The organism is Trinickia dabaoshanensis (assembly GCF_002879885.1).
GTDB lineage: Bacteria > Pseudomonadota > Gammaproteobacteria > Burkholderiales > Burkholderiaceae > Trinickia > Trinickia dabaoshanensis.
In genome coordinates this window covers 1-14045 of record NZ_PNYA01000008.1, presented here as the reverse complement: position 1 = coordinate 14045, position 14045 = coordinate 1, and the positions used below count along the sequence as shown (strand labels likewise).

Genomic DNA, 14045 nt, shown 5'->3' with positions numbered 1-14045 from the left:
ATTGCGAATTAACCGGTAAATCGGATAGAACGATCTTTATATTTTAAATTGACAATTTGCTTACTGATTCGATGCGATGCGATCGCGCCGGAAGATGCGCAAAAAAATAAAAAAAGTTCCCGCTGCGACGCGTAGCACCTACATAGCCTCGCCCAGGCGCATCGCCGTGCTTCGTGCGTCGCGCCTTGACAATCTAAATATTCGAGAATAGTTTCTTAGCGCCGATGTCATCGGCGTATTTTTATTCGAATTACCCTCCGAAATCCGGCAGTAAAAAAGCTCCATAGGCAGTGCGTTTCACGCGGTAATTATTTCGTGCGGTTCGATAGTCAGGCTCTTGGTCGTGATCGAGAAGAGGGCTGAATGTCGACCGTTGCCGTGCTTTGCGCGCCGCAAAACGGCGGGCCAGCCATGGCGCGGTCACCGAGAAACGGCAACTCAACTACCAAGGACAACAATGATGAAGCGAGACAGGAGTGGTACCCCGCGTCATGCGCGCGGTGGAGTATGGCTCGGCGCGATCGCGGCGGCGGTGCTGACGCTGGCCGGTTGCGGCGGCTCGGACGGCGGCTCCGGGGCCGTGACGAGCGCGAACGCGCAGCAGGCCGCGGCGCAAGCGTCGCCCATCGCGAACGCGCAAGATCAACCAATGCAAAACTGCTCGACCGACCAGCCCTATACGGATCCGGTCGCCTATTCGGGCAATGCGAACGATAGCCTCGATCCCACGCAGGTGTCGGAAAAAGCGGCCGTCATGCATCACACGTGGACGTCGGGCAAAAAGACCGTCTACTACACCACGACGACCGGCCACCTCACCGCGTCCGATCTCGGCGGCAATGCCGAAGCGACGATGTCGTACGTGGCTTACACGGCGCCGAGCAAGGACGGCAAGCCGCGGCCCGTGACGTTCTTCTATAACGGCGGCCCCGGCTCGTCGTCGATTTGGCTGCGGCTCGGCTCGTTCGCGCCCACGCGCGTGGCCACGCCCGACCCGTTGATGACCAATTGGCCGAATTTCCCGCTCGTCGATAACGCGCAGAGCTTGATCGACACGACCGACATGGTCTTCATCGATCCGCCGGGCACCGGTTTGTCGGAGGCGATCGCGCCGAACAAGAACCAAAAATTCTGGGGCAGCGATCCCGACGTCGGCGTCATGCGCGACTTCATCCGCCGCTACATTGCCGTGAACCATCGTACGAACGCGCCGCTGTACTTGTACGGCGAATCGTACGGCACGCCGCGCACCGATATGCTCGCGCTCTCGCTCGAATCGGCCGGCGTTCCGTTGGCGGGGATCATGCTGCAATCGTCGATTCTGAACTACTTCGCCGATGCGGTCGAAGCCGTGGCGATTCTGAGCGGCAATACGATCGACATGGACGCGCTCAAACTCGATACGGATACGTTGAGCGGCTACTATCCGGGCTACGCGGCGGTGGCGGCGTACTTCGATCAACTGGCGATGCCGAGTATCCAGCCCGACCCGGCGCTCTTCGCGTTCCAGTCGGAGCTGTTCGCCTCGACACACTATCAAGCGTTCAAGAACTACGCGCAGTCGTGGGTGCTGAGCCAGTTGGGCGTGCCCGATTTCCTCGGCCCGCCGGTGCTCCCGAGCGCGCCGACGCTCGCTTCGTGGACGTGGGCGTCGGGTTTGTCCATGCAAGCGTTGAGCGGCTATTTCAGCACGAACTACTTCAACATCGCGCTGTTGCCGGGAACGACGATCGGCCGCTACGACGGCCGCGTCTCGCTGCCGAACTCCGATCCGAGGCTGCAAACGGACGGCGATCCGTCGGACATTCTCATCTCGCAGCCGTTCACGTCGGCCCTCGCGGTGCAGATGCCGACTTACCTCGGTTACTCGGCGCCGAACGCGACGTACTTGCCGCTCAACGACAACATCATCAACGTTTGGGACTTTTCGCATGACGGCCAGCCGCTGCCCGATACGATTCCCGATTTGTTGGCGGCGATCGAGCTCAATCCGCAGTTGAAGGTGCTTGCACTGAACGGATACCACGATCTGGCCACGCCGTTCTTCAGTACGGAGAAACAGCTCGCGCGTTTGCAGACCGTGCAAGGGCTCAATCCGAATCTGCAGGTGACGTTCTATCCGGGCGGCCACATGATCTACCTCGACGATCATGCGCGTCCGAAAATGAAGTCGGATCTGCGCGACTTCTATGCCGGCCGCCAGGCGCCCACCGCGCTCGGCTTGTGGATGCTGCCGCCGCCGTGGCAAGACGAAAGCCCGGCCGGTACGCCGACGCTGGCGGCGGCGCAAACCACGACTCGGTAACTGGCGAATGCTAGTGACTTCGGCTACCTTTTACTTGTGAGCGGAACATGTCACCTATCGATATGCTAAGACGCCTTACCCCTTGGATCGCGCTCGGCGTGCTGGCCGGCGCGGCGCACGCAGCGACGCTGCAGTCGGTGGCGCCCGTGCATCTGCCGCACCGCGGCAGCGGCGTGGACGGCCCGTATTTCCCGAGCAAACGCGCCGCGGCGGTGATGCCCTCGACGGGCAGCGATCTGCAGCAGCAGGCTCAAGCGCGGCTCGACGCGCGCCTGGGCGCGAACACGGTGCTCAGCAACGGAGCGGCGATTACGAAGTCGCAGGCGCAAGCCAACGGGCTCGGCTATATCGCCAACCACTTCAACGAGATCGACACGAGCCATAGCGGACGCGTGACGATGAGCGACGTGAAGCAGTACCTGCAACAGCGTCAACGTCAGCAGTAGCGGGACCGCACCGCCGGTCGTCATCGCTGCCCGCGCGCGATCTTCGTGCGCGGGCAGCGCTTTTATCGGCCCACCAAAAGGCCCGCGCCGAGCGCGATGGGCATGCGTATTGCGTGCATCGGATGGACAAGCAGGCCACCGGCCTGCTCCGAGCCACCTTTGCATTGGAGGTCCCCATGCCAGAACGTAAAACGCTCGCGCGCGCTCAAGCGGACAAGCGAGCCGGCAAGGCCCCGTCGACACAGGCGGGCGAATTCGTCAAAGAGGAAATGGAGCACGTCCGCGCAGGTAAGCACGGCGTGCGATCCGCGAAACAGGCGGTGGCGATCGGGCTGTCCAAGGCCCGGCGAGCCGGCGTCGATCTAAAGCCGCCGAAGAAGGGGGCGGCAAGCGAAGCCACGCGCAAGAAGGCGCGGAAAGACACGGCCGCGGGGCAGGGCAAGGCCGGATCGTCTCCGAGCAAGGAAACGCGAGCGAAGCGCTCGCGCACCACCACGGCCGTACTGCAACGCGAAAGCCGCCGCGGTGCGTCGCATGAGGCGGTGTCGAAGCAGGCGAAGTCGGCCGCGGCGAAACGTCCGGCCGCGAGCCGTTCGGCCGCGGCAAAAAAGGCGGCGCAAACGAAGGGCGCCGCCGCGCGCTCGGCTGCCGCGAAAAAAGCCGCCCGCACGCGCGCCGCGCGTGCGCACGCACATCACTGACATCACCGACGCGCCGTCCCAAGCTCGCGCGCCCATCCGTCGGATCGTTGCACCGGCGGGTGGGTGGCGTCGATGCGCGTTTACCTGATCCAAAAACATGACGCAATTCGGCGTCGGAATCTAAAGAAAACTATCTGACGGGTCGTAAACGTGCACATGAGCCGAATCAATGTGGCTCGCTGTCTCGCCCGTTGCTTAACGCGGGCCGAGAGCAAATAAAAATCGCTACGGGGAATGTACCTTGACTCAGCAACGAACCTCCTGGACGCGTACGGCCGCGCCCGGCGAAGTCATCTACTCCGAAGGTTACGCCGGGGAGGCCGTCCTCTACGTCATCAATGAGGGCAAGATCGAGTTGTCGACGCGCTGCGACGACAAAAAGGTCGTGCTCGCGACGATCGGCAAGGGCGAGTTTTTCGGCGAGGCGGTGCTGCTTCAAGCCGAACCGCGTGCGCACACGGCCAAGGCGTTGGCGTTTTGCCAACTGACCGTCGTGCACGCGAGCATGGTCGAACAAGAACTCGAGCGCGCCTCGCCGCTATTGCGCCACATCGTGCGCACGACCATCCGCCGCAGCCGTAAAAAGGACGATCTGCTGGCTACGTACACGCATGCCGATTTCTTGCCGGGCGTGGTGTCGTACGCGCACGTGCTGGCCTTGATGGCGAACGTGGACAACGCCGATTCGATGGACGGACGCATGCGCCGCGGCGGGGCCGAAGAAGTGGCGGTGCCGCTGCCCGAGGTCATCAAGAAGTGCCGTGCGATCGCCGGCCATTCGCGCCCGCATGTCATGACGATGCTCGGCCGGATGGAAAAACTGAATCTCGTTTCGCTCGGGACGGGGCGCGCGGAGCATCTGAGCGGCAATTCGCGCGGGGGCGGCGATGCGGCTGCGAATCGTCAAGTGGTGACCTTCGATCCCGCGCGAATCACCGAGCGGGCGCAACAAGTCGCCGATCAAGATCTGGACATCGCGATCAACAGTGAGCTCGAGCTGATCGAGCTTGCCGATCTCGAAGCGCTGATCGGCGTCGAACGCAAAATGCTGCTGAACAAACTCTCGCACGACGAGATCGCCGAAGACGTGTTCGCTTTCCGCAAGACGAAGGTGCTGCATTACGTCGAGGAAAAGGGCGTGAGCTACTTCGCCAAACGCGCGCGCGGCAGCGGGGACGTCAAGTCGCTCGAGGATATCGAGTTCGTCGATCACCGCACGTTGTTCGACGCGGTCAGCGCAACCGATACCTACGATCTGGCCAAGCTTGCCGCGTCGTCGGGCGACCACACCATCGTCGACAAACTGTTCTCGGTCATGACCGAGGCACGCAAGAACGAAGTGTCGTGGGTCATGCGGCGCGATCTGAAGCTCGACCAAGCCGAAGTGGAAGACATCGAGCAGCGCTTCCTCCAAGCGATTCGCGATTTGAAGGCAGCGAGCGGCCGCGAGCCCGCTCGTATGACCCGCGAAGCGTGACGCGAGCCGCGGGGCGGCCCAAGCGGGCCGGCCTCGCGAGAATGCGGTAAGCCAAGACCGCGCAGCAAACGGAAATCGTTCGGAGATCACTCATGGATCTGCTAACCGTCATCGGCGCGCTATTCGGTGCGACGGCCATCGGCGTGGGCTTTTGGCTCGAAGGCGGGCATTTTTCGACATTGATTCAAGGCGAAGCGTTCGTCATCGTGCTGGGCGGCACGTTGAGCGCCGTGATGATTCAAAACACGTGGTCGCGCTTTTTCGACGGCATCAAGCAATTGCATTTGGCCTTCATGAAGGCGCGGCAAGTCGATCGCGATAGTTTGTCGATGCTGCTCGAATGGGGCGACCAGGCCAAGCTCAATGGCATGCTCGCGTTCGAATCGATCGATGTCACGGGCATCAACGCATTCGCCAAGCGCGGCTTGGAGTTGCTCGCGAACGGCGTGTCGACGGCCGTGCTCGAAGATTCGCTGCACCGGGAGATCGCGGCCTACGAGCGCAATCGAATGGCCGCGGCGCGGATTTGGCAGCAGGCCGGCGGCTATGCGCCGACGTTCGGGATTCTAGGCGCGGTGCTCGGCTTGATCCATGTCACCGGTCACGTGCTGGAGCCGGCGCAACTGGGCAGCGGCATCGCCACGGCCTTTACGGCGACACTCTACGGCCTCGCGCTGGCCAACCTCGTTTTTCTACCGCTCTACGGCAAGATCAAGGCGCAGGTCGATAGCGAGCTGCGTTTCCGCCGGCTCTACATGGACGGTTTGCTCGCGATATCGCGCAAGGAGTCGCCGCAAACGATCGAGACGCGACTCGCCGCCGAGGTGCGCGAGCGCGCGGCCGAGTCGCTGGCCTGACCGGTCCGCGATGCCACACACTGATTGGAGCGAATGCCGATGAGTACGTTCACGGACGGCAAGCGCGCCGGTGCGAGCGAGGCGGGCTACGACACGCACGACGCAGCCGAGGAGCATTCCGAGCGCTGGCTCATTTCATACGCGGATCTGATCACCACGCTGATGGTGTTTTTTCTCGCGCTGTACGTGCTCGAACTCGCGAAAGACCGCGATTTGCAGACGAAGGCGTTGGAAGCGCAGGTCGCGAGCACGCGGGCACAGGCCGAAACGAACGCGAGCAAGGCCGTGACCGATGCACGCCGGACGGCCGCTCAGGCCGCGCTCGTGGCGCTGCTCAGGCCGCTGACCGACGAACATGCGATCACCGTGGCGCAGTCGCCGCAGGGGCTGGAAATCGCGATCAACGCGAAGATCCTGTTCAATTCGGGCGATGCGCGCTTGCTGCCCGATTCGATCGGCGTGCTCGAGCGCGTGGCGAAAGTGCTGGCCACGCACTCGGCGAAGAATATTTTGGTCGAAGGCCATAGCGACAGCATCCCGATCTCCAACGCGCAATACGCGTCCAATTGGGAACTGTCGGCCGCGCGAGCGGGCGCCGTGGTCCGCTTCTTCGTCGATCAGGGCATTGGCCCGCATCGGCTGGCCGCGATCGGCCGGGCGGACAACGTGCCGCTCGTGCTGGGCGAGGACGCGGCCGCCCGCGCGGCCAACCGCCGGGTGACGATCCTCGTTCAGGAGTAACGCGCGGCTAGCCGCGCGTACCGCTCAACCGCGCTTGTTCAAGGTACCCGCGGCGCCGTTGCCGCCGAATAGCGCGTTCAGATAGGTCTTGCTGTTGTTGATCGTCGTGAGCAACCGGTTCAGCGCGGTGAACTGCGCGTTGTACTGGGCCGTGAGCGTCTGTTGATACGTCGCCAGCTCGCCTTGTTGCTTCGTGAGGGATTTCAATTCCTCATTGATCGAAGCGGTGCGCTTATCCATCTGCCCGACGGTGGTCAGCGTGTACTCGCCAAGCACCTTGTCCAACTGCTGACCGATGCCGTTCTTGCCGTTGAACACCGACGATACCGACGCCGGATTCGACGCGAGCGCCGCTTGCAGCTTCGACGCCGAAAAATCGAGCGTGCCGTCGTGCTTCAAATCGAGACCGATTTGGCCGAGGCTGTAGGTCTTGCCATCCACCGTGACGCCGCTCGCCAGAATCCGGCTCAATCCGTTGACCGCCGAATTGAGCATCGAGTCGCCGAGCAGCGGGCCGGCTTGCCGAGTGGCCGGATCGAAGGCCGAAAGCTGTCTATGCGTGCCGACCCAAGCGTTGTAGGCATTGGCGAAGTTTTGCACGGCCTTGCCGATCGCCGATGGATCGGCTTCGATCGCGACGGTTTGCGTAGTGCCGACGGCGGCCGGGCTCAGTGCGAGCGTGACATTGTTCAGCGCGTCTTTGACGACGTTGCTCGCGCTCGTGACGGGATTGCCGCTGACCGTGAGTTTGGCGTCTTGCGCGGCGGTGACCTGCTTGAAATTGGCCGTTGCGAGTCCCGCGTCCAGACCGTTGGTACCGGACACCGACACCGTGTTGGCGGCGCCCGTTTGCTTCGATGTGAGCACGAGGTGTTCGCCGTCGCTCCCTTTGACGACGGCGGCCGTTACGCCGGGATTGTGCGCCGAACCGTTGATGGCCGCCGCAATGCCGGTGAGCGTGTTGTTCTTCGCATCGAGATCGATCGACATCGTTGCGTCGCCGACGGCGATCGTGAGCGTGCCGCTGCCGAGCGCCGTATCGTGCGCGAACGGCTTGGACGAGATCTGGTTCGCGCTCGCGAGTTGTTCGACGTAGACCGAATAGGACCCCGCCGCGGCGCCCGTCGAGGTCGTCGCAACGATACCCTTGCCCGTTGCGCTGGCCGCGAACTGCGAAAAGATGCTGCCGTCGGCGAGCCCCTCGAGCGACGTTTTCAGCGCCGACAGCGCCGACTTGACCGTGCTGAGGGAGGAGAGCACGGCGTTATCGCTTTGTTGCTGCCGCGCGATCGCCGATGCGCGGCCGGCCGTATTTCCCGTGACGAGCGCGGCGACCAGCGTGTTGACGTCGAGCGTCGAACCCGTTGCGCCGCTGAGGATGGATTGTGCCGCTTGTTGAATGGGTGAGGGCTGCGTACTCGAGTTACCCGCCGGTAAAGAAACCGAACTCATGCAAGGCTCCGTGCGTGACTTGGTTGTTTTGTTGTTTTCCTTCGAAGGCTGATTGTAATCTGACGTCGTAATATTTGGAAATACATCGTAACGTATCTGGCCGGTGATGCGTCCCGCGCGCCCTCGAGGCGGATGCCGATCTCACTGGCGCATCTGTTTCGCCCGTCATTACCGGCGCACGCCGTGCATCGAAACGCGGCCGGAATGCGCCCTGCATGACGATGCGCTCAACGATCCATCAACTAGCGAGCTTGTCTTTGAGCCAGCGATAAAACGCCTCGATCGCCGCTTCGCGCGGATGGCCTGCTCGCCAGGTGAAAAAGTAATCGAGCGACGCCGGAATGCGCACGTGCCCGAGCTGAACGAGTTCTCCGCGCGCCAAGTACGCTTGCGCGAGCTGCAGCCGTGCCGTCGCCGCGCCCTGTCCGCTCAAGGTCGCCTGCAGCAACATGCCCGCGTCGTCGAATACGGGGCCCCGGTCCGGCTCGCTTTCGCGCAAGCCCGCGGCCTCGAAAAAGTCGCGCCACGACCGGCGCGAGAAGTGCAAAAGCGGCATCCTCGGCAGATCTTCGATCTTGAAGTTCGGGAAACGCGCGAGCAGCGAGGGGCTGCATACGGCGATGACCTGATCGTCCAGCAGCTTGCGGATCTCGAAGCCCGGTTCGTCGACGCGGCGGTGCCATATGCCGATATCGACGGAGTAGGGATCCGGCGGCGCGATATCCGCGTGCATGCGCAGCGAGAGGTCGATGAGCGGATGCCGATCGTAAAAATCGCCCAGCCGTGGGATGAGCCAAACCGACAAAAAGTCCGACATCGCACTGAGTTCGAGTCTCGTCACGCCGTTCGCGCCTTGCGCGCCGCGGCGGGTCGCGTCGAGCGCCTCGCGCAGGTCATCGAGGTTGGCTCGCACTCGCTCGGCTAGGCGAGCGCCGGCCGCGGTGGGAATCATGCGTGTGCCCGCGCGGCGGAAAAGCTCGACGCCGAGCGATTGCTCTAGCGCCCGCAAATGATGGCTGATGGCGCTATGCGTCAAATGCAATTCCTCCGCGGCGCGGCTGAAGCTACGCCGGCGCGCGGCCGCTTCGAGGGCGCGTAGGGCTTGCAGGGGAGGAAGGGGCGTGCTCATGCCGATGAATTCTACTCACAGTGGACTGCAAAATCTCTCAATGGCGCATCCTCGGGCAGTCACGAATAATGGAGCCCAATGACCATTCCCGAGACAGCGCGCTTGCAATGACTTCCATTCAATCAAGGCTACTGGCCGTCTTTTCGCTCGGGTATTTCGTCTCGTACCTGTTTCGAGGCGTGAATCTCGGATTCGCGCCGTTCATCATTCGCGATCTGGGTGTGTCGCCCGCCGATCTGGGAACGTTGACGAGCCTGTACTTCCTCGGTTTCGCCGGTGCGCAGATTCCCGTCGGCGTGATGCTGGACCGCTTCGGTCCGCGACGCGTGACCGCCTGCGCGATGCTGATCGCGGCAGCCGGGGCGCTGACGTTCAGCCTGGCTCATGGGCTGGGCGCGATGATGGCCGGGCGCTTGCTGATCGGCGTAGGCGTATCGGCCTGTCTCGGCGGCGCGTTCAAGGCGACCGCTCAGCATTTCGACGTTGGGCGCCTTACCTTCGTGAACGGCATCGTGATGGCGACGGGGGGACTCGGCGGCGTCGTCGTGGGCACTCCGCTCTCTTGGCTGTTGTCGATCGCGAGTTGGCGCAGTGTCGGCATGGGCCTGGCCGCGCTCACGGCCGCGGCGGCGGCGGCGATTTGGTTCGGTGCGCCTTCGAAGTCCGAAACGCGTTCGAACGCGGGGATGCTCGAGCAACTCAAAGGAACCTGGCACGTGCTGACGAGCGGCGCGTTCTGGAAGCTGGCCGCGTTTTCCGGCATCACGCAGAGCGTGTTTTATGCGATGCAGTCGCTTTGGGTCGGCGCGTTCATGCGTGACGTGGCGCTGTCGGGGATGAGCGGCGCCGCCGCGCGCGCGGCCACGCTCGTGTCGATATTGGGTGCCGCGTTCATCGCGGGCAATCTGGGGTTCGGCGCATTGGCCCGGGTATTGGAGCGGCGAGGGGTGAGCGTGTATCTGTCTTCCGGCGTGACGATGATGCTCTTCGTAGTCGTTCAAGCGATGATTGCCGCGCGCTTACCGCTTCCTCAAAGCGTGCTTTGGGCCGCGTACGGTGCGCTGGGCGGTACGGGTATCTTGACCTATGCCGTCTTGGCCGGGCACTTTCCGGCTCGATTGCTCGGGCGCGTGAACACCACGTTCACGCTCGTGATTTTCGTGGCGATCTTCGCGCTGCAAGTCGCGATCGGCGCTGCGCTTGGCCGCTGGCCGATGCAGGGCACACATTATTCGCCGGCTGCCCACGTTACGGTTTGGGCGGTGTTGATCGCACTGCAAGCCGCGGCGGCGCTGTGGTACTTCGCACCGGCTCGGCGGAGGCGAGCAGCCGCGGCGGCGGATGCGAACGCGTAGGCGGCCGATCGCGCGGCGCGATCGGGCATCGTGAATCGTTCGCAAGCCTTGAGGCTCGAGTTCGACGGTGAACGTGGGCGTGCTAGCCTACGGCCCACGCTTCGCCACCGGACATCCCTTAAGTGTGGCTTAAGGGGCCCGAGCCACAGTGTCGGAGGCGGACGACGCACCTATTGCGGCGGCCTCCGAATCGAGAGTCGAACGAACGCACATGCCTTATTTTTTTGGAATCGGTCTTCACGTCATCGTCGCGATCTATTTCGCGGTGCATGCCGTCCGCCATCGGCAGAACATCTATTGGCTGTTCATGCTGTTCGCCTTCCCGATGCTCGGAAGCCTCGTCTACCTTTTCGCAGTCTATCTGCCGAGTCTGCGCCAATCGCGCGGCGCCTATGTCGCTACGCGGGCGATCACGCAGTTCGTCGATCCCAATCGCGCCGTGCGTGAGGCGCGCGCGCAATTCGATCGCGCACCCACCGTGGCGAGCCGCATGCGGCTCGGCGCCGCCTTACTGGAGGCGGGCGATGCACCCGGGGCGATCGAGCATTACCAGGCCGCCGCGAACGGCCCCTTCGCGGACGATCCCGCGCTGTTGCTCGGCTTGGCGCGCGCGCAATTCGCGTTGGAGCGGTATGCGGACGCCGATGCCACGCTGACACGCCTTTTCGCGGTCGATCCGTCGATGCGCAATCAAGCGCAACCCGCTTTGCTCCACGCACGGTCGCAGGCGGCGCTGGGCGCGCCCGGTACGCGCGCGGCATTCGAGGCAGCGTTGGCGTGCGCGAGCGACGCGGCGCCGCGCTGCTTGTTCGCGGATTGGCTCGCGGCGCAGCCCTCGCAGGCGGACCGCACGCGCGCGGCGGCGCTATACGAGGAGATCTTGCGAGACGGGCAGCATTGGCCGCGCTACGCCCGCGAGCACAACCGCGAATGGCTGGCGCGCGCGCAATCGGGGCGGGCGTCGTTGGCGGGGCGTTGAGCGGGGCCGCTTCCGGCCTCAAGTCGGTGACGTAGTGTGTCGATATAGGGTCAGCGCGTGTTTGCGCGCCGGCGTTGTCCCGCAGCCTGCCCGCCGAGTGGTGGGGCTGTTAGGATTGCGCCGATTTTTCCTCAACGCATCCGACATCGCCGCGGCCCTCATTGAAACCCATAAAACCGCAACACTCGTTTTTGCAGCCGAATAAGCGGTATTCACACTTTCGGTGCAACGTATCGGGGCTTGTATCCGGCACACGTAATAAATCGGCATTTGCTGCCGCCGCGCTATTGTGCGCAACGGCGGCGGGACATGCGTGTGCGCAGGTACCCGGGCGGCAAGCGCAGGGTGTTGCGGAACAAGTCGAACTCGGGCCTGGCATCGCGCTGCCGGCGATCGCCGTCAATGGCGCGGCGAATAGCGCGTCGGTCGGGCTGGTCGGTCGACGCACGAGCACCGGCACGAAAACCGATACTCGCATCGCCGAGATTCCCCAAACGATCAACGTCGTAACCGCGCAGCAGATCGAGATGACGGGCTCGTCCGACCTCAATCAGGCATTGCGTTACTTGCCGGGCTTCGGATCGTATGGATCGGACAATCGCTCCGACTTGTACGCGGCGCTAAGGGGCTTTACGCCCACGTTGTTCATCGACGGATTGCAGGCGCCCCAGACGGCGGCCATCGCCGATTGGCGCCTCGAACCGTATATGGTCGATGGCATCACCGTGCTGCGCGGACCCACGTCCGTGCTGTACGGTGCGGGCGACCCCGGGGCCATCGTCGATGCGCGGACGAAGCAGGCCGACGGCGAGCGTGTGCGCGAGGCCGGCGTGCGGATCGGCAACGATGCGCGCAAGGAGACGATGTTCGATGTCGGCGACAAGCTCGATCCCGATGGCCGGTATGCCTATCGTTTCGTCGGTGTCGCGCGCGACGGCAATGCGCTGAGCGGCCCGCACGCGGATCGGCGCGTGGCGTTTGCACCGTCGCTGCGCTGGCGCCCCGATGCGGACACCTCGCTGATGCTGACCGCGGCTTACCTGCGCGACAGCAATGACGTGTCGCACAATTTTCTGCCCGCTCAGGGCACCGTGCTGCCGAACCCGAATGGGCAGCTTGCTCACGACGTCTACACGGGCGAGGCGAACTTCAATCACGACGCGAAGAAGCAATGGTCGCTCGGCTATGCGCTCTCGCACAACGTCGATACGATCTGGACGTTGCGCCAAAACGTACGGTGGATGCATGTGTCGCTCGACGACGCGGCGGTCTTCGGCGCCGGTTTCGCGCGGGGCAGCACGTCCAATCTCACGCGTTATGCGGGACTGTTCCAACTGAACTACAGCCGCTTCGACATCGACAACAGCGCACAGGCGCGGTTCGCTACGGGGCCATTCGCGCATACGATCTTGTTCGGCCTCGAATACAGCCGACAGACCAGTACCGATAGTGAATGGGTTGCGCTGGCGCCGAGCTTGAATCTTTACGATCCGGTCTACACGCCCGTTACGAACGCGATCTTCTCGGGTCCGACTTCCCTCGGTCATCCCGATCGGTATACGACGACGAATACGTTCGGCGCTTACGTGCAAGACCAGATCGAATGGAAGCGATGGACGCTTACGGTAGGTGGCCGCGAGGACCGGGTTGGATTGCACCAAGACGATCTCGAGTTCGGCACGCGTAGCGACCAGGACGTCAGCGCGTTTTCGGCTCGCGTGGGGCTCACGTATCGGGGCGAGTACGGGCTCTCGCCGTATCTCGGCTACTCGACGTCGTTCGATCCGATCATCGGTGTGAGGATGTTCGACGGCGGGTTGCCGCGGCCCACGCGTGGCAGGCAGATAGAGGCGGGGCTGCGTTGGCAGCCGCATGGCAAGAACCTGATGCTGAGCGCGGCTGCTTACCGGATCGATCAAACGAACGTGGTGACGCCGGCGCCGATCTCGCTCGATCCGACCGGCATGTCTTCCGTGCAGACCGGCCAGGTGCGCTCACGCGGTATCGAGGTGAGCGCGGTCGGCAATGTGACGCGCGAGTTTTCCGTGGTCGCTTCGTATGTCTATCAGGATGTGAAGAACGTCAAAGCGAACGACGCGTCGCTGAACCATTGGCCGGTGGATGTCCCGCGTCCGCGTCAGATGGCCTCGCTGTGGGCCGATTGGACATGGCACACGGGCGTGCTCGCGGGCTTCGGAATCGGCGGCGGGGTTCGCTACCAGAGTGCGTCGGCCGGTGCGCCCGATAACTCGCTGACCGTTCCGAGCTATACGCTCTACGACGCGGCGTTGCGCTACCAGACGCGCGCTTGGCGCTTCTCGCTCAACGTGGAGAACCTGTTCGACCGCCGTTTCATTAGCGGTTGCCAGTCGTATTCGGTCTGTGCATTCGGCAACGAGCGAACCGTGCTGGCGAGCGCGAAATACGATTGGTGAGGCGACGATTGGTGAGGCGGCATCGTCAAGCGTACCGGCAAGGGCCGTAGGCACGACGTTGCCGCGGGACTTCGCGGGTAACGAACTCGCATGGAGCGCGCAGCCGGTTTATTCGCTTGCGCCGCCGGTGGGAAACCCCGCGTGTCCGCCTCCCATCTGTCCAGGGGC

11 protein-coding genes are annotated in these 14045 nt (G+C 63.5%); 9 read left to right on the top strand and 2 right to left on the bottom strand.

Features of this window, described 5'->3' with window-relative positions:
• The first annotated feature begins 460 nt into the window (after positions 1 to 460).
• The 6 genes from C0Z18_RS10345 (at position 461) to C0Z18_RS10320 (ending at position 6527) form a co-directional block, all read left to right on the top strand.
• Positions 461 to 2305, top strand: a complete 1845-nt coding sequence (locus C0Z18_RS10345; RefSeq protein WP_102645322.1) for a S10 family serine carboxypeptidase-like protein — start codon at positions 461 to 463, stop codon at positions 2303 to 2305.
• Positions 2306 to 2352: 47 nt separating this feature from the next.
• A complete protein-coding gene (locus C0Z18_RS10340) occupies positions 2353 to 2751 on the top strand; it encodes a 2-oxoglutarate dehydrogenase (protein WP_102645321.1) in 399 nt (132 codons plus the stop codon).
• A gap of 176 nt (positions 2752 to 2927) precedes the next feature.
• Positions 2928 to 3452 carry a DUF6496 domain-containing protein gene (locus C0Z18_RS10335; protein WP_102645476.1) on the top strand — a complete coding sequence of 175 codons (525 nt, stop codon included), beginning with the start codon at positions 2928 to 2930 and terminating at the stop codon, positions 3450 to 3452.
• A gap of 241 nt (positions 3453 to 3693) precedes the next feature.
• Positions 3694 to 4929, top strand: coding sequence for a Crp/Fnr family transcriptional regulator (locus C0Z18_RS10330; RefSeq protein WP_102645320.1), 1236 nt, complete (start codon positions 3694 to 3696; stop codon positions 4927 to 4929).
• A 92-nt stretch (positions 4930 to 5021) separates the two neighbouring features.
• Positions 5022 to 5786 (top strand): flagellar motor protein, encoded by a 765-nt coding sequence (locus C0Z18_RS10325; protein ID WP_102645319.1) that lies wholly within the window; start codon positions 5022 to 5024, stop codon positions 5784 to 5786.
• 39 nt (positions 5787 to 5825) lie between these two features.
• Entirely contained in the window at positions 5826 to 6527 is a 702-nt protein-coding gene (locus C0Z18_RS10320) for an OmpA family protein (RefSeq protein WP_102645475.1), read from the top strand.
• Between the two features lie 24 nt (positions 6528 to 6551).
• Here C0Z18_RS10320 and fliD read toward each other — a convergent pair whose 3' ends face one another.
• Positions 6552 to 7979: a flagellar filament capping protein FliD gene (gene fliD, locus C0Z18_RS10315; protein ID WP_102645318.1), complete on the bottom strand. Its 1428-nt coding sequence runs from the start codon at positions 7977 to 7979 to the stop codon at positions 6552 to 6554.
• Positions 7980 to 8217: 238 nt separating this feature from the next.
• A complete protein-coding gene (locus C0Z18_RS10310; RefSeq protein WP_102645317.1) occupies positions 8218 to 9108 on the bottom strand; it encodes a LysR substrate-binding domain-containing protein in 891 nt (296 codons plus the stop codon).
• A gap of 107 nt (positions 9109 to 9215) precedes the next feature.
• Between C0Z18_RS10310 and C0Z18_RS10305 the strand changes: the two genes are divergently transcribed.
• The 3 genes from C0Z18_RS10305 (at position 9216) to C0Z18_RS10295 (ending at position 13877) form a co-directional block, all read left to right on the top strand.
• The gene (locus tag C0Z18_RS10305) at positions 9216 to 10463 is read left to right on the top strand and encodes an MFS transporter (protein WP_102645316.1); all 1248 of its coding nucleotides are present in this window, start codon (positions 9216 to 9218) and stop codon (positions 10461 to 10463) included.
• A 211-nt stretch (positions 10464 to 10674) separates the two neighbouring features.
• Positions 10675 to 11442, top strand: coding sequence for a tetratricopeptide repeat protein (locus tag C0Z18_RS10300; protein WP_102645315.1), 768 nt, complete (start codon positions 10675 to 10677; stop codon positions 11440 to 11442).
• A 287-nt stretch (positions 11443 to 11729) separates the two neighbouring features.
• The gene (locus C0Z18_RS10295; protein ID WP_102645314.1) at positions 11730 to 13877 is read left to right on the top strand and encodes a TonB-dependent siderophore receptor; all 2148 of its coding nucleotides are present in this window, start codon (positions 11730 to 11732) and stop codon (positions 13875 to 13877) included.
• Positions 13878 to 14045 lie beyond the last annotated feature (168 nt).

Bases quoted from the DNA above. Each gene is read 5' to 3' on its own strand.
- C0Z18_RS10300 (WP_102645315.1), top strand. From the start codon at position 10,675: ATGCCTTATTTTTTTGGAATCGGTCTTCACGTCATCGTCGCGATCTAT.
- C0Z18_RS10305 (WP_102645316.1), top strand. From the start codon at position 9,216: ATGACTTCCATTCAATCAAGGCTACTGGCCGTCTTTTCGCTCGGGTAT.
- C0Z18_RS10325 (WP_102645319.1), top strand. From the start codon at position 5,022: ATGGATCTGCTAACCGTCATCGGCGCGCTATTCGGTGCGACGGCCATC.
- C0Z18_RS10345 (WP_102645322.1), top strand. From the start codon at position 461: ATGAAGCGAGACAGGAGTGGTACCCCGCGTCATGCGCGCGGTGGAGTA.
- C0Z18_RS10340 (WP_102645321.1), top strand. From the start codon at position 2,353: ATGTCACCTATCGATATGCTAAGACGCCTTACCCCTTGGATCGCGCTC.
- C0Z18_RS10320 (WP_102645475.1), top strand. From the start codon at position 5,826: ATGAGTACGTTCACGGACGGCAAGCGCGCCGGTGCGAGCGAGGCGGGC.
- C0Z18_RS10310 (WP_102645317.1), bottom strand. From the start codon at position 9,108: ATGAGCACGCCCCTTCCTCCCCTGCAAGCCCTACGCGCCCTCGAAGCG.
- C0Z18_RS10335 (WP_102645476.1), top strand. From the start codon at position 2,928: ATGCCAGAACGTAAAACGCTCGCGCGCGCTCAAGCGGACAAGCGAGCC.
- fliD (WP_102645318.1), bottom strand. From the start codon at position 7,979: ATGAGTTCGGTTTCTTTACCGGCGGGTAACTCGAGTACGCAGCCCTCA.